Source organism: Microcoleus sp. D3_18_C4 (genome assembly GCF_036702355.1).
Taxonomy (GTDB): Bacteria; Cyanobacteriota; Cyanobacteriia; order Cyanobacteriales; family Microcoleaceae; genus Microcoleus.
Genome location: NZ_JAUBTF010000036.1, coordinates 59,877 through 75,033, shown reverse-complemented (window position 1 = coordinate 75,033; position 15,157 = coordinate 59,877). Strand labels below are relative to the sequence as shown.

The window sequence follows — 15,157 nt, the reverse complement described above, 5'->3', positions numbered from 1 at the left end:
ACGCCCGCCTTTCTCCCCAAATTCTTTACAACTCCTCTTGGGGTGGTGCGCCGCAGGCGCACCCCCTGAACGGTTACTAAATATATTTGTGTTTATTTGCAGCGGATGAGGTTTGACAACAATGGCCCTAGTCGGACATCTGAGCGCGACCTCCGACTAGCAAAACCTTCAGTTTTCACATCAATCCCTAGAACTGGCAACTGTGGACTCTAGAAAGAGTTATTCCGGCTGACGTTCCAGAGTCGCCTCCATTGTACTCGTCAAGTAATGACCAGACATGATGCCGCTAGATTGGTAGTAGCGGTTGTCATCAACCCGGTGAAGGGTATCAAAACCCGTCCGCCGCTGGCGTTCGTCTCCCAATACCCAATAACGCTGGACGATCGACTGGGGAGCAATCCAACCTTCGCCCTCGACGCGGGCGAGTTCGCTGTGTTGGAGTACAAAAGTATACTGCCGTTCATCGCTGTTGAGGTGTCCTCGGTACTGCAAAATAATCTCTTCGCGATCGCCTCCAGGAAATACGAGCTTTGTCACCATACTGAACCAATCTGTTCGGTTCCAGCTCACTAAAGTTTTGCCCTTAACCGTAATTGGCACGCCATTGCGCTCAATCCAGCTTCCTTCGAGCGTCCATTGGCCAGATTCCATTAAAAACGTGTGAGCCACAGTGCTGTTCCTATGCTTTTCCTGCTGGCTACAATGCTGGTGCAACAACGCACAGCCGTTGTCCCTCAGACTCTATGCTATCACGCCCAACTGTGCCAACAAGAGTTAATTTCTCCTAAAAGTACCGATGTCCGGGCACCAGTAACTTGAGGCAGATTGCCGGGAATGCCCCGAACCCGCCATGCGGCTAAAACCGCGAAAGCGATCGCCTCTTTAAAATCTACATTCAAGCCTGCCTCAGAAGTAGTCAACACTTGTACTGGATGCAATTGAGATTGCAATCGGCGTTTTAAGTAGAGATTGTGGCTGCCGCCCCCGCATAGTAAAACTCGATCGGGCATAGCCGGTAAAAAAGTTTGGTAACTGTGAACGATCGAGGCAACAGTCAGTTCTGTCAGAGTAGCCAGCACGTCAGCAGGACTGAGGTTGTAACCTTGGGACTCGACCAAACACCTGTCAAAATAGTCTACACCAAATAGCTCTCGCCCCGTTGATTTCGGCGGTGCTTGGCGGAAGAAGTCTGATGCGAGCCACTCCTCGACTAAAGCTTGACAGGGAGTGCCCGATGCCGCCCAAGCTCCACCTTCGTCGATCGTCTTAGTTCCGCCTGAGAAGTGCTGTACTGCCAAATCTAACAGGGAATTCGCCGGGCCTGTATCCCAGCCCGATATGCCATCCCCAAGACTGAAAATCTCAGACTCGTCATTGTTTGCCCCTTTTCCCCTGGCCGGAAGATAGGTAACATTCCCAATCCCCCCCAGATTTTGGATGCAGAGGCTGATGTTGGGTTCCGCCAGCAGGCAGGCATCAATTATTGACACTAAGGGTGCTCCTTGACCTCCTGCAGCAATGTCTGCCGATCGAAAGTTACTCACGGTAGTAATTCCTGTCAATTCCGCAATTAGCGCGCCCCGCCCGAGTTGCAAGCTGTAGCCCATTAACGCACCGGCGCTGTCTTTCAGGGCTTTCCCAGTAGGTCGGTGGTAGACGGTTTGACCGTGAGAGCCGATTAATTCGGCTTTATCATATTCTGCTTGAATTGTCAATGCCGCCGTGGCAAATTCTTGGGCAATCGCATCATCTAATTGGGCTAGTTCAGCCATTGACAAAGCTGAGCCACTGCAAACCGAGAGAATTTGCGATCGCAAATTAGCCGGATAAGGGAAAGTCTTGCCGCCCACCAATTGCACTTTCAAGTCTGTGTGGGAACCAACCACATCCACCAAAGCAGCATCAATGCCATCCACCGACGTGCCGCTGATCAAACCGATAACACGGGTCATTCAATTTTAGATTTTAGATTTTAGATTTTAGATTTTTCGTTTTTCGATTTTAGATAGTCGGGTGCGAGCGGGCGAGCGAATATTATTTGAGGTCGATCGTCACAATCACCACAGTAATATTATCGCGTCCCCCTTTCTCCTTAGCTGCTTGAATCAAAGCATTTGCAGCGCCCTCGCAGGCGCGAATCGACTTCAGAGGCGAAGCTATCAAAGGATCGGAAAGTTCTTCAGTCAAGCCATCGCTGCATAGCAGCAAGCGATCCCCTGGCTGCACATCCACCGGCAAAATATCTATCTCCCGCAAATCATCGCGGCCCAAACACTGGGACAAAACGTGACGCCAAGGATGAGTGCGAGCCTGATCAGGAGTTAGAGCCTTTCTTTTCACAGCCTGAGCCACCCAAGTCTGGTCTTCAGTAATCTGCTCCAAGCGAGAGCCGTGTAGCCGATACAAGCGAGAGTCACCGATATTAGCGCACCAGGGTCTGCCCTCATCCCTAAACATTAGAACTACAGCCGTAGTTCCCATATCAGCACGCTCCGGGTGGTCGAGCTGATCCGTCAAAATTGCTTGATTGGCAATTAAAAAAGCCTTTTCCAACAACAGCGGAGAATCCTCTGGCCCTTCCCAATGTTCGAGCAAATAAGATTGAATCGCCTGAGTCGCAATCCGGCTGGCTTCTTGACCTCCGGCGTGTCCTCCCATTCCATCGGCCACTATGAAAAATCGCCCGTCAGAGTCTATGTAGTACGAATCCTGATTTACGGAACGAACTAGCCCTGTGTCTGTCTTACCTGCGAAAGAGCGTTTCATAGATTGGGTGATTGGACTCATCGAACTTGAAAGCTTAATTTAATGGGGTGCGATTTTTTATTCCAAAACTTAAATCCCGAACGGGCTTGAAATTCTGCAGCCCGCGATCGCGAGTTTTGGAAAAATTGCACTTCCTTGACCTCATATTGTAGATCGTATGATGGTCATCCCATCTTAAAATTTCGGTAAATCCAGTAAATTTAGCAGCACCTGCAAAAAAAACTCGATTTCTACCCAAAATTAGAGGTTTCGCTGGCCACAAATCTAGGCAGCAACTGGGTTTTTAGCCTCAAAGGGCGTAAATGCTGTAAATTTCAGCAATTTGTGGTCAGCCAGCCAAAACTTAACATTCGATGTCAAATTTGGGCTGGCGAGAAATCTCAAACCTGAAATTTCAAATCGCAAATTGCACAATTATGACATCCTGTCTAAACGATCGATCCGCTTGAACAAACGCAGCATAGCAAACCCTGCACCCGCCGCCAGCACGGCAACAGCGACAGCCGGCCAGACTTGATTGCTAACAAACAAAATTGTCGCCGACAAAGTAAAAGCACTCATCAGCAAAGCATAATTCGTGCCCATTTGAGCGCTGCTCATCCGGCGCAGCAAGCGCTCTGTTTCTGCAGAACGGACGCGAATCCGCAAATCTCCCTGTTCGAGTTTATCAATAGTCTCCTCAATCCGGCGGGGCAAACCCAAAGCACTCGAACTCACCTGAGCCGCCTGACGGCCGATTTCGTTAAAAATGCTGCTACCTGTATCATGGCCATTTCCATTAGTCATAAGCTGCATGGCAAAAGGTTGTGCCACCTCCATAAAGTTGAACTCGGGATCTAAACCTCGGCCCACCCCTTCGATTGTGGAAAAAGCTCGCATTACAAAAGTAAAAGTAGCTGGGAAGCGAAAAGGTTGGTTGTAGGCAATATCGTAAAGGTCGTCGGTAATCGCGCTCACAGACTGATTTTCAAAAGGCTTGTCCATGAAGTTGTCCAGCATATACTGGATGCTGCGGCGCACCGGACTCATATCACCCGTAGGCACCAAAGCTCCCAAATTGATCAGAGAATCCATAATCCGCTGTCCATCCTTGGAAGCAATGCCGTAGAGCGTCTCCATCAGTCCTTCGCGGACGTTCGACTGGATTTGCCCCATCATGCCAAAATCGTAGAAAATCAGACAACCGTCAGCACTAACAGCGATGTTGCCGGGGTGTGGGTCAGCGTGGAAAAAGCCGTCGTTGAGCAACTGGCGCAAATAAGCTTTTGCGCCCAACTGAGCGATTAATTTACGATCGATACCGGCTGCTTCCAAAGCTTCGTAGTGGCTGATTTTAATCCCCGGCAGGTATTCCAAAGTCAGCACTCGCGGAGCCGCATACCGCCAATAAACCCTCGGCACCCGCACCCAGTCACAGTTGCTAAAATTGCGCCGAAAAGTATCAGCATTGCGACCTTCATGGAGATAGTCAATTTCCAGCCACAGAATGCGACAGCATTCCTCATAAATCCCCATCCAATCGCGGCCGCGGCCCCACTTAGGATGGTTTTGAAAGTAGCGGGCAATTCCCTTAAGAATTTGCAAATCGATCTCGAACAGTTTCCGCAGTCCCGGTCGCTGCACCTTGACGACCACTTCCGGGCCCGAATGCAGTTGAGCTTTGTGTACCTGACCCAGACTGGCAGCGGCCAAAGGCACCGGGTCAAAGCTGCGGTAGAGTTCTTGAACTGTCTTGCCCAAATCTTGCTCGACAATTACTTCTAACTGCTCGTAGCTAAAAGCAGGCACTTTATCTTGCAGCTTAGAAAGTTCCTCGACAAACTCTGCCGGGAACAAATCGGCGCGGGTAGAAAATAACTGCCCAACTTTAATGAAAGTTGGCCCCAAATCCAAGAGTGTTTCTCGAACCCAGATAGCTTGAAAGCGCCGTCTGGCAACTTTCTTTTCTTCAGTCACGCCTCCCCAGTAGCTCCAATTTTTGCTGTCGAGCCACAGCGAAGCCAGCCAGAGCAAAACAAAGGCCCAAATGTCGAAGAAGCGCCGCTTCCGGGAGTATTTTTCGCGATTCCAGCGATAAGCTTTACTTTTGTAGGATTTACTAGCAGTTTTTGGCTCATCGGCTTCGCCAGTGTGCTTGGGGGAGCGCTGGCGATTAACAGAGTCATCAATGAGAGCAGACACTTGGGTTCCCAACTTGCTTATTTTATGTTGTTGCTTTGATTGAAAGTAGGAGCGCAGGAGCGCAAAGCCATGCGCTCACGTAGTAAATAATAGTTGCGGTCGAATCGATCGCTATGGCAAACTGCTGCGGTAACGCTGCAATTCCGATCGCACCAGAGCCACTTCGGCGCGCAGCTCGTCAATAGTCGCTTGCAAATCTGCAGGATGGATGTCTTGAATGGTGGTGGTGCTTACAGTGCCAGTTCTGGTCTGCATCGCCTCATCCGAAGCTCGATTGGCGCGCTCCACAACTCGATCTGTGAACTGCCGCAGGCGTTCTCTTTGTTCTGCGTCAAATTTGCCGAGTTCAGAGAAAGCGTTGGTTGCTGCGCTTTCTAATTGCTCGTACAATGCTTCGGCAAGTGCTCTGCCTACAAAAAAAGCATGAACTGGGGGTTTACTCATAAAAAATCTCTGTGCGCTTCCGCAACAAATTATAACTTGCTTGTCCCCAATGATGCTTGCTCCCAAAGGAAGGAAGTTTGGGGGAATTGACACTCACACCCCATTGTCGGGGATGGGATTGTTGAGAGTTAGAACAGTCTAACGCGCCCCGGCTTAGCCCAAAAGCCTCGTTTACACTGGCTCAAATTCGAGGTTTGGGTTGCTTTGTACCAAAATGTTTGCAGCTTGGCAGTATTAATACGCGACATCACACCACCTCAGCGTCGCGCACATATTCTAACATAATTTAAATCAAAATAGAACATAGTCCTGCATTTTTTTGCGGGCATTTGGATTGCAGAGGGAATAGGAAATATTCGATAAACTCAGACGGCGACTGTTGGGATTTTCAGATTAGACGGAAGTTTTTGGAAGATAGTCGTTGGTTAGGTATGGCCTTATTATCTCAACTACTGAGCGGATATTTGCTGACTCATAAAACCAAGTATTTGTCCCCACTTTGAACCAACAAAAACCATACTAATTTGTCGCAGGTTCGGGAAAAGGCATCGTGGGATCTGCCACAGGGGGTGGTGAATCAGGTGCGATCGAACTATCTGAATTGTTGCCACTGCGGCTCGGTATCGCAGGCTCAGGCGATCGCTCGATCGGCGAGGCTATTACTGGCGACGGGGATTCCGACGGCGGCAAGGTTTCAGCGCTAGCACTCTCAGGGGCAGGCGGGGCGGGTGTGGCGGGCGGATCTGGCGGCAGGGGCGCAACTTCAGGTACTGGTGCGGCTTCTGGTTGGGGATATGGCTCGATTTCGGTTTGAGGCTCTGGAATGGGAGACTCAGAAGGCTCCTCTGCGGGCTCGGGCGTCGGCGATGGCTCAGGTTCCGCTTCGGGCTCTGGGGCGCGAGTTTCCTGGCTTGGGGACTCAGAAGGTTCGGCGCTAGTTTCTGAGGGTTCGTCGATCTGTTCGGGAATGTTGCTGCTGTCTAAGGGGGGTTTGGGACGCTTGTTGAGTTCGATCGGGTAGAGAGGGGTGCTTTCGACAGACGGCTGTCCGAACATCGGCTCTGACAAATCGCGGGATTTGAGCAAATCTTCGAGAGATGGGAAGGATTCACTTTTGGGACGATTGCTGAGACTGGTGCTGTTGTACTGCGATGCTAGGTCAAAACCCATCCAGCCTGCAATTGCAGCCGTTACCACAAACGCCACAAAAGTCAACTGTGGCGGGGGAGGTGCGGGCAATCTGAGACTTTGCTTGCCTTTTCTTTTTACTGATACTCGCTCTGTTTCTTGCAGCATGGTGAGCCAATTTTCCACTGTCTGAGGGCGGTTGTGGGGGTCGATTTCGAGTCCTTGAAGAATGGCTCGCTCGATTCCCGGGCTGAGGTTGGGCTGAAATTGCCGCAACTCGGCCAAGGGAATGCGATCGCGCAGGGGTGCAGCTACGGGGGCCACGCCGGAGAGTAAGTAGTAGAGGGTGGCTGCGATCGCGTAGATGTCAGTGGCCGGTGTACATTTACCGTCATAGACGTATTGTTCGATCGGCGCGTATCCGGGGGAGAGCAAGTTAGTGTGGGTTTGTTTGGTGCCGACGGTAAAGCCACGGGGAATTCCGAAGTCTATTAACATTACTACGTGAGAATCAGCTCGCCGGATAATATTTTCTGGCTTGATATCTCCGTGCAGCAATCCGCTGTGATGAACTGTACTTACGGCTGAGGCTATTTGCCGAATATAGTGCAGGGCCTGGGCTTCTGGCAGCGGCTGATCGGTTTCGACTATTTGGGCGAGAGTTTGGCCCGGAATGTAGTCCATTGCAATAAAAGACTGTCCGGCTTCTTCAAAAAAGTCGATTACCCTGACTATGTTGGAATGCTGACACCGCGACAGGCGTTGGGCTTCGGCAATAAACTGCTGCTGAAATTGGGCAGATTCTGGGTGTTGGCGCAGACTTTCGTTGAGGGTTTTGAGTACGACGGTTTGGTTTAAATGGGTGTGGATAGCTCGGTAAGTGATGCCGAATCCTCCTATCCCTAAAGTCGCGTTAATTGTGTATTTGCCCTGTTGCAGGACTGTTGCTGGCGCTAAGTTCATCTTCAGTTGATGCCGTTTCCCAAACTATGCTACCGCCTTTGGGTTATTTCGCAGAGTTAGGGGTGAGGTTTGATAGATCGGCGTCCTAGTTTGAGCTTTAGCTCTGCTATATCTTTAATCTTGGCATCCCCACGTCATTTTATCTGTAGTAGCTATTGTGAAACTTAACGCTCCGGCCTTCCAATAATAAAAATCCCGTTCTTGTGGAACGGGAAAGCCATCAGGGTGCATCTATAATATCTGACTCTAAATCCTGGGGGGTACAACCCCTCATTGCTTTAACAAGTCTTTAAAATTAGCCGATTTTTGTAAAAATTTAGGTTTTAGGTTGACTTATGAGCAATCTTATGATTTATAAGATTGCTGCATGGCGATCTTGAGCTTGGGGAATTGACGGCAATTCTTGCAATCTCGCTGCGATCACTTCAGTTGAGGCGAACTCCCAGAGTCACACCTTACATACCAGATTACCTTTTTGGCTCACATGAAGTTCAGGCGAGCGGCATAAAATAACAAAGAGGCATTGTATCGGGCTTAATCTTGAGACGGCAAATGGCTCCAACCTTGTAAATAAAAATGCTGTAAGCATTCTCCAGACATTGGTAGCCCATGGCCATCAATGCTTCAATCGCTGTTCGCGTTACACACTAAGGTCTGGAGGCAATATCCAGTTCCCCGAAGGGGGGAACTTGAGCTTAAGTTGTCACCAATGGGGTCTTCCTAGTAACGAGAAGCGATCGATTAGCAATTAGCAGCAATTAGTAATTACTTATTCTTTGGTTTGAAAATGTCTGTTAAACAATCACATTACGAGACTTTACTAGCAGAGTACAGCGAATCTTCGGCCGCGATCGCCCTGCTGAAAAAATATCGGGTTTACATGGAAATGATTCCGAGTATCCGCCGCGCCCATGAGAGTTTAATCACAATTCCTTTGCCAATTGCGCGCTTGCGGGACGGGGTTTCTTATGCGGGAAGCGGCGGCACTAGCATATCGCCCGGACAGGCAGTTTGTTTGCCCTGCGATTTGGCGATTTTGATGTGCGATCCTGAATGGAAAGTTAAAATTGGAGTGGAAATTTTGATTTTCATTCATCGTCCGGGCGAAGAGTTTTCTGAGTTGCTTGGCCGCTGGCGACAGTCTCAGGTTTGGCTGGATAAAGGTTACGAATGGGTTATGCCGTACCGCTACAGACATATTTACAGCGATGAAGCTGAGGCTGTTCATCCGCTATTTGTTTTGTTTGAGGAAACGCCGGAACTGATTCAACGGGGTTTGATGGCGGCTGGTTTGCCGTTTGTAGTAGAAAGTTTCGACTCTGGGAGTGAGGAGGTAGAGGAGGAAGAGTTGCTGGGTAGCGGGGAACTGGGAAGTATTGGTGAAGAAAGTTTGGATTTGTAGGGTGGGTGCGATCGCATATAGCCATCGTATTGCTTGAAGTGTAAATTTTTTTCAACGAACCGCAGAGGGCGCTCTTGGCGCAGAGAAAGATAAAAATATTGATGTTGGCGAATCCTGAATCGGGTTGTTATAGGCAGATATTCAAAAATATTTTGGGTGTCAAAAGGAATGTTTAGGCTCCCCCCAGATTCATGGAGGAAATCTAAAATCTACAATCTAAAATCTAAAATCGAATGACCCCTCTAGCTGGGGCGTAAACGTTGGCTTTCATGCTGGTTGCGTCACCTAATGTAAATGTGTGGGTTGAGATTTTGCCATCCAGCATGATATCATCAGGGTGCTCTATTTGGTTTGTTAATTTAGATGGGTTGTTAATATAGAATTTACTAAATGAACCGCAGAGAACGCAGAGACCACAGAGGGGAGAGAAAGAGCAAATTAGAATTTATTGATATGAGTACAATTTACTATTAAACCGGAGCTATTGAAATGAGATTGTTAAAATCCTGGCGTTTAGTTTTATTAGGTTTATTTTTTGGGAGTGCTGTAATTTTATCAAATTGCGGCACTCCTTCAAACACGGTTAGCAATAATTCTCCAACTGGGCCAACTCCTGCTGCGGTTCCGGCTGGGGCTTTAGTTTACGGTGCGGGCGGGCCGCCGGTAAATCTGGAACCGGGAAATATTACTGATGGCAATTCGGTGATTGTTATCGACCAAATTTACAATCGCTTGACTGATTTCAAACCGGGAACTGTGGAACTTGAACCGAGTCTGGCTACGGAATGGTCAAGTTCTAAAGATGGTAAAACTTGGACCTTTAAGTTGCGTTCCGGCGTAAAGTTTCACGACGGTACGGATTTTGACGCGGAAGCTGTTAAGTTTAATGTGGAGCGCTGGTGGGATGCCAAAAATCCTAACGGTTTTCGAGAAGCGGGCAAGAATTATCCGATTTGGAAAGATTTTTTTGGCGGCTTTAAGGGAGAAAAAGATTCTTTAGTAAAAGATGTGGCGGTTGTTGATAAGTCTACAATTAAATTTGTTTTGAATCGACCTTTTGCGGCTTTTCCGTCGGCGATAGGTTCCGCTTATTTCGGGATGGCTAGTCCGGCGGCGGTGAAAAAAGCGGGTGCTAAGTACGGCACTCCGGGGTCGCTGGCGGTGGGTACGGGGCCTTTTGTGTTTCAGGAATGGCGATCGGGCGATCGCATTGTTTTGGAGAAAAATCCGAATTATTGGAAAACTGGCGCGCCAAAAGTCAATCAATTGGTATTTCGCTTTGTTGACGATCCAGCGGCGAGATTGGCTCAGTTGCGAGCTGGACAACTTGATCTTACAGTGGATTTAACGCCGGATCAATTGAAAGAAGTTCACGGAGATGCTAATTTAGAAGCTGTTGTGCGACCTTCTTTTAATGTCGGTTATTTAGCCTTAAATCCGAGTTACGAACCTTTGTCAAAACCCGAAGTCAGGCGGGCGATCGCCCAAACAATTAACAAGCCAGCAATAGTCCAAGCTTTCTGGGGAGAACTCGGAAAACATGATTCCCAATTTATCCCCCCTGCGCTGAATTGGGCGGCGTCGGATAAAGTTAAAGATTATGAATTTAACCCGCAGCAAGCTAAAGCAATGCTCGCGAAAGCCGGTTATCCGAACGGTTTTGATTTGGATTTGTGGTATATGCCCGTCAGCCGTCCCTATTTTCCCACGCCGAAGCCGATCGCTGAGGCTTTGGCGGCGGATTTGAGCGCGATCGGGATTCGGGTCAAATTGCTGACAAAGGATTGGTCTGCTTATTTAGCCGATCGGCTCAAACCTCCCGGCTTTCAAGCTTTTATGTTGGGTTGGACAGGAGATTATGGCGATCCGGACAATTTTTATTATCCTCACTTCGGGCCGGGTTCCACGGCGGATTTGGGAAATTGGAAAAATCCGAAAGTTCTGGAACTTTTGGATCGGGGGAGGGCGAGTGGGGATAAAGCAGCTAGGGCGAAAATTTATGCGGAAGTTAGTGATATTTTGCATGGGGAATCTGTGCGTTTGCCGATCGTACATTCGCAGCCGCTTTTAGGGAAACGCAAGAATATTCGAGGTTGGATTCCGAGCCCTTTGGGGTCTGAGTCTTTTGAGGAAGTTAGCAAAAATTGAGAAGTTAGAGCGAGATGTACCCTACAGATTGAGTTTATGCGTAAGTCATGTTTTAGAGGAAAGTGAAGTCAGAAGCATTAATTTGACTCGCCGATATCGTGTTCAGAGATGCCAAGATTTCTCCTGTTGGCACAAACCGGATTAAAGTTGCACTGTTACTTTGAGTAATTGCTAATTGAGAGAAGGTGATACCGCTAGCAAGTGTGAGTAAATCTTTCTCGTCTTCAAAATCTAAAATGGTATCCGTTCCAGCATCAAGTCCTAAGAGGAATCGATCGCTCCCCAAACCTCCAATTAAACAATCATTTCCCAAGCTGCCAAATAGGGTATCATTTCCTTTACCGCCGCAGAGAGTATCATTGCCTTCACCGCCAATGAGACTGTCAGAAGCGCGATCGCCAAATAAAACATCCTCACCGTTATTGCCAAGCAAAGTATCATTGCCCTTGCCACCGTAAAGGCTATCATCCCCATTACCACCTTCGAGAAAATCATTTCCTTGATGACCATACATTCCATCATTGCCATCAAGATCACTGAGAGTATCATTTCCCTGTTTGCCACTGATGGTATCGTTGCTGCGATCGCCTGCAAGCATATCGTCGCCATCAGTACCGATAATTGGATCAGAATTGGACTGCGTTAGTGTCGGTGTGACAGATGGCGTTGGTGTTGATGTCGGATTGGGCGTTGGAGTGATTGAGGGCGTTGGTGTGGCCGTAGGAGTTGGTGTGAAAGTAGGCGTCGGCGTTGTTGTGGGAGTAGGCGTCGATATTAGTATTGGTGCTGTTACTGGTGTTGGTGTCAGCGTTGGTGTGACTACCTCTGCGATTGTGCCGAGTTTAGCAATCCAAATATCTTGACCGCCTGCGTTGGGACCTCCCAAAGCGCCATTAGTTTGTCCCGTGAGATAGAGATGGCCAACGCTATCGAGTGCTAATTCTGAGGAGGAGTCAGATTCAGCAGTCCCGAATTGCTTCAGCCACAACTGGTTGCCATTGCTGTCGTACTTAGTTGCCCAAATATCTTGACCGCCTGCATTGGTGCCTCCCAAAGCGCCCTCGGTTGAGCCCGTGAGGTAGACATTACCAGCGCTATCGACTGCTAAGTCTGAGGGGGAGTCAGATTTAGCAGTCCCGAATTGCTTGAGCCACAACTGATTGCCATTGCTGTCGTACTTAGTTGCCCAAATATCTTCACTGCCTGCATTGGGACTTCCCAAAGAGCCGTTGGTTTCTCCAGTCAGGTAGAGATTTCCAGCGCTATCCACCCCTAAATCTGAGGGGGCTGTGATTTCTCGGTAGTCAGAGTCAGCAGTCGGGAATTCCTTCAACCACAACTGATTGCCATTGCTGTCATACTTGGCTGCCCAGGTGTGAACATCCGGTGGATAGCCTTTTGAAAAGTTATAGTTTGTGCCTGTCAGATAGACATTGCCACTGCTGTCCACTTTTATGCCATCGGAGATGTCGTGGGTGTCAGCATTGACATCCTTCAACCACAACTGGTTGCCGCTGTCGTCATACTTAGCTACCCAAGCGCTTTTGGGGCCTCCACCTGCACCTGAAGTTGTATAGCCACTTGTTCCTGAAATGTAGACATTGCCGACACTATCCACAGCGAGGTCTGAGGGAGAGTCACCAAAATCAGGGGTTCCGGCGAACTGCTTGAGCCACAACTGTCTGCCGGTGTTGTCATACTTAGCTACCCAAGCGTCGGAATCATTAAAAATCCCCTGCGGTGAAGCGGCAGCAGTGTTTCCTGTCAGGTAGACATTGCCAGCACTATCCACTCTCACTTCCGTCGCCAAGTTATCCCCTAACTGCTTAAGCCACGACTGACTGCCACTGCTGTCATATTTAGTTACCCAGGCATTTGTACTTGGATTTGTGCCGCTCAAAAAGTCATAGGTATATCCTGTCAGATAGAGATTGCCTGCACTCTCAAGTGCTGTGCTGCTGAAGCGATCGTCCTTGGGTGTGCCGAATTGCTTGAGCCATTCAAAGTTAGGCGCTAGTTTTCCAATAGTCAGTGTGGTTTCAGGCATTGTACCCGCAACGGCAGCTGCGATCGCGCGTGCTGATATTGTTGAGGAAGGCATCATACACCTCACAAATTAATTTATGTCACAAAATGCGTAGATTGCAGTTAAATGTGGGATCGCTCGTTTGTGTCTGGTGCGATCGCCTGCCAGATTTACCCCAAAAGAAAATAATTCTTACAACAGCCTATGTCTACGTAAGTATGTACGTAAGTATGTCACTGTAGATCAAAATATGTTCTCTTTGGTTCCTCATCCTTTACATAAATTTACTTTTTTATTCATATTCTTGTTCTCAAATCTCCAATTTAATTATGACTAAGTATATTGTTAAACGTTTGCTGGGACTATTGCCAGTCCTTTTCGGAATCACTCTGCTAGTATTTATATTTTTGCACTTGATACCGGGAGACCCAGCTACAGTGCTTTTGGGAGAACGGGGAACTCCCGAACAGGTGGAAATTTTGAAAGCGAGATTAGGTTTAAATCAGCCTTTACCTTTGCAATATTTGGCTTTTTTATGGAGTTTACTTCGCTTCGATTTGGGAAATAGCATTATTAGCGGTATTCCGATAATTGATGAAATTACAAGTCGCTGGTCTGCTACTTTTGAACTGTCTGTGGTGGCGATGTTGGTGGCACTGGTTATCGGAATTCCGGCGGGGATTTTGGCTGCTGTTCGGAAAAATAGCTGGCTGGATAATATCGCCATGAGTGGTTCGTTAATTGGCGTATCTTTGCCAGTGTATTGGTTGGGATTGATATTGATTTATTTGTTTGCTGTTTATCTGAAATGGCTGCCTCCTAGCGGGCGGATGAGTGTAGATTTGGGGTTTGGTTTTAAGTCGATTACGGGTGTTTATATTTTGGATTCTTTGCTGAGGTGGAATTTAGCGGCTTTGCGGGATGCGATCGCCCATTTAATCCTGCCAGCTTTGACTTTAGGAACTATTCCTCTGGCGATTATAGCTCGCATCACTCGTTCTGCAATGCTGGAAGTGCTTTCTCAAGATTACATCCGCACTGCGAGGGCGAAAGGATTACCGGAATATTGGGTGATTTTGAAACACGCTTTGAAAAATGCGTTTTTGCCGATCGTCACAACTATCGGTTTGCAGTTCGGCACTCTTTTAGGCGGCGCTATTCTGACTGAAACGATTTTTTCCTGGCCGGGAATTGGTTCTTGGATTTATAGCGGTATTCTGACACGGGATTACCCAATAGTCCAAGGAGGAGTAATTTTTGTGGCTGTAACTTTTGTACTGATTAATCTGGCTGTTGATATTTCCTATGCTTTTTTTGATCCCAGAATTCAGTACCGTTAATGAAAAGGAAATCAGACACGAAATGCTTGTTTAACATCCGGCCGCAGCAGGTAGTAAATGCTAGCTACTGCAAAACCCAGAGTTAAAAAATTGACTGCTGTACCGCCGCTGCCCAACATTTTGGCAATTTGCGCGAGGGTGGCGATGATATGGACAATTAATGTTCCAGTCCAAGCCCAATTTTTGAGTTGAAACAAACCCCAAGTTAAGAGTAAGGAGAGGAGACCTAAAATAAAACTGATTCCCGCAAAAATGGCAATGAAGCCGCCGATTACAGTGCCAACTTTTGCCCCGCCGACAGCCGCACCGATGCCGCCAAAAATGCCGGCAAAAAGTAAGATGAACAAGCCGTCAAGAAGACTGAATACGCCGCTAATTAGCTGCAAGATTGCCAGAACTGTAACGCTTTGAGGACGATTCATTATTTTGATTTTCCATTTTTAACGAATTTGAAAAATATTTTAACCTGTTGTGGGCACAGGGCGGATATGTATTCAGGATTTACGCAGCGCTACCCGTGAAACCGCTTTTATGAGAATAAGTGTGTCCATACTGTGTCGTTGCGAGATTCGCACTGGCAGATCCCGCTGCGATCGCTAACACGAGTCTGCAATGACCTACTGTAGTAGACGCCTGCTGTCAAATCCGCCTTTGTTGCTGGTGAGAAGCGCGCGCCTAGCTCCCAAAAATAATATTATCTGCTAAAATATATTTTGATTTGCCAGCAGCCAGGAGCGATTTTGTTGAGATCCCCCTCTT

11 protein-coding genes are annotated in these 15,157 nt (G+C 48.0%); 3 read left to right on the top strand and 8 right to left on the bottom strand.

Annotation, left to right across the window (positions count from 1 at the left end; all coding sequences use genetic code 11):
• Positions 1–219: 219 nt before the first annotated feature.
• The 6 genes from QUA90_RS18320 to QUA90_RS18295 form a co-directional block, all read right to left on the bottom strand.
• Positions 220–669 (bottom strand): hypothetical protein, encoded by a 450-nt coding sequence (locus QUA90_RS18320; protein ID WP_333042233.1) that lies wholly within the window; start codon positions 667–669, stop codon positions 220–222.
• Between the two features lie 80 nt (positions 670–749).
• Positions 750–1,952, bottom strand: coding sequence for an anhydro-N-acetylmuramic acid kinase (locus tag QUA90_RS18315; protein ID WP_333446952.1), 1,203 nt, complete (start codon positions 1,950–1,952; stop codon positions 750–752).
• Positions 1,953–2,034: 82 nt separating this feature from the next.
• Entirely contained in the window at positions 2,035–2,766 is a 732-nt protein-coding gene (locus QUA90_RS18310; RefSeq protein ID WP_333085120.1) for a PP2C family serine/threonine-protein phosphatase, read from the bottom strand.
• A gap of 414 nt (positions 2,767–3,180) precedes the next feature.
• A complete protein-coding gene (locus tag QUA90_RS18305; protein WP_333446950.1) occupies positions 3,181–4,947 on the bottom strand; it encodes an AarF/ABC1/UbiB kinase family protein in 1,767 nt (588 codons plus the stop codon).
• Between the two features lie 111 nt (positions 4,948–5,058).
• Positions 5,059–5,391, bottom strand: coding sequence for a DUF6825 family protein (locus QUA90_RS18300; RefSeq protein WP_333326080.1), 333 nt, complete (start codon positions 5,389–5,391; stop codon positions 5,059–5,061).
• A gap of 519 nt (positions 5,392–5,910) precedes the next feature.
• Positions 5,911–7,482 (bottom strand): serine/threonine-protein kinase, encoded by a 1,572-nt coding sequence (locus tag QUA90_RS18295; RefSeq protein ID WP_333386775.1) that lies wholly within the window; start codon positions 7,480–7,482, stop codon positions 5,911–5,913.
• Between the two features lie 787 nt (positions 7,483–8,269).
• Here QUA90_RS18295 and QUA90_RS18290 point away from each other — a divergent pair.
• Together QUA90_RS18290 and QUA90_RS18285 are read left to right on the top strand one after the other, a co-directional pair.
• Positions 8,270–8,884, top strand: coding sequence for a hypothetical protein (locus QUA90_RS18290; protein ID WP_333326076.1), 615 nt, complete (start codon positions 8,270–8,272; stop codon positions 8,882–8,884).
• 489 nt (positions 8,885–9,373) lie between these two features.
• The gene (locus tag QUA90_RS18285; RefSeq protein WP_333446948.1) at positions 9,374–11,032 is read left to right on the top strand and encodes an ABC transporter substrate-binding protein; all 1,659 of its coding nucleotides are present in this window, start codon (positions 9,374–9,376) and stop codon (positions 11,030–11,032) included.
• Between the two features lie 52 nt (positions 11,033–11,084).
• On the opposite strand, the gene QUA90_RS18280 is transcribed toward QUA90_RS18285, so the two are convergent.
• The gene (locus QUA90_RS18280) at positions 11,085–13,079 is read right to left on the bottom strand and encodes an SBBP repeat-containing protein (RefSeq protein ID WP_333446946.1); all 1,995 of its coding nucleotides are present in this window, start codon (positions 13,077–13,079) and stop codon (positions 11,085–11,087) included.
• A 308-nt stretch (positions 13,080–13,387) separates the two neighbouring features.
• Here QUA90_RS18280 and QUA90_RS18275 point away from each other — a divergent pair, with 308 nt between their 5' ends.
• Positions 13,388–14,398 (top strand): ABC transporter permease, encoded by a 1,011-nt coding sequence (locus tag QUA90_RS18275; RefSeq protein ID WP_333446944.1) that lies wholly within the window; start codon positions 13,388–13,390, stop codon positions 14,396–14,398.
• 11 nt (positions 14,399–14,409) lie between these two features.
• Here the strand turns inward: QUA90_RS18275 and QUA90_RS18270 are convergent, their stop codons facing one another.
• On the bottom strand, positions 14,410–14,820 hold the full coding sequence (locus QUA90_RS18270) for a hypothetical protein (protein WP_333386761.1): 411 nt from the start codon (positions 14,818–14,820) through the stop codon (positions 14,410–14,412).
• Between the last annotated feature and the right edge of the window lie 337 nt (positions 14,821–15,157).

What these genes read in the sequence shown, in the direction of transcription:
- QUA90_RS18275 (WP_333446944.1), top strand. Translation starts at nt 13,388, where the DNA reads ATGACTAAGTATATTGTTAAACGTTTGCTGGGACTATTGCCAGTCCTT.
- QUA90_RS18300 (WP_333326080.1), bottom strand. Translation starts at nt 5,391, where the DNA reads ATGAGTAAACCCCCAGTTCATGCTTTTTTTGTAGGCAGAGCACTTGCC.
- QUA90_RS18270 (WP_333386761.1), bottom strand. Translation starts at nt 14,820, where the DNA reads ATGAATCGTCCTCAAAGCGTTACAGTTCTGGCAATCTTGCAGCTAATT.
- QUA90_RS18285 (WP_333446948.1), top strand. Translation starts at nt 9,374, where the DNA reads ATGAGATTGTTAAAATCCTGGCGTTTAGTTTTATTAGGTTTATTTTTT.
- QUA90_RS18290 (WP_333326076.1), top strand. Translation starts at nt 8,270, where the DNA reads ATGTCTGTTAAACAATCACATTACGAGACTTTACTAGCAGAGTACAGC.
- QUA90_RS18310 (WP_333085120.1), bottom strand. Translation starts at nt 2,766, where the DNA reads ATGAAACGCTCTTTCGCAGGTAAGACAGACACAGGGCTAGTTCGTTCC.
- QUA90_RS18295 (WP_333386775.1), bottom strand. Translation starts at nt 7,482, where the DNA reads ATGAACTTAGCGCCAGCAACAGTCCTGCAACAGGGCAAATACACAATT.
- QUA90_RS18315 (WP_333446952.1), bottom strand. Translation starts at nt 1,952, where the DNA reads ATGACCCGTGTTATCGGTTTGATCAGCGGCACGTCGGTGGATGGCATT.
- QUA90_RS18280 (WP_333446946.1), bottom strand. Translation starts at nt 13,079, where the DNA reads ATGCCTGAAACCACACTGACTATTGGAAAACTAGCGCCTAACTTTGAA.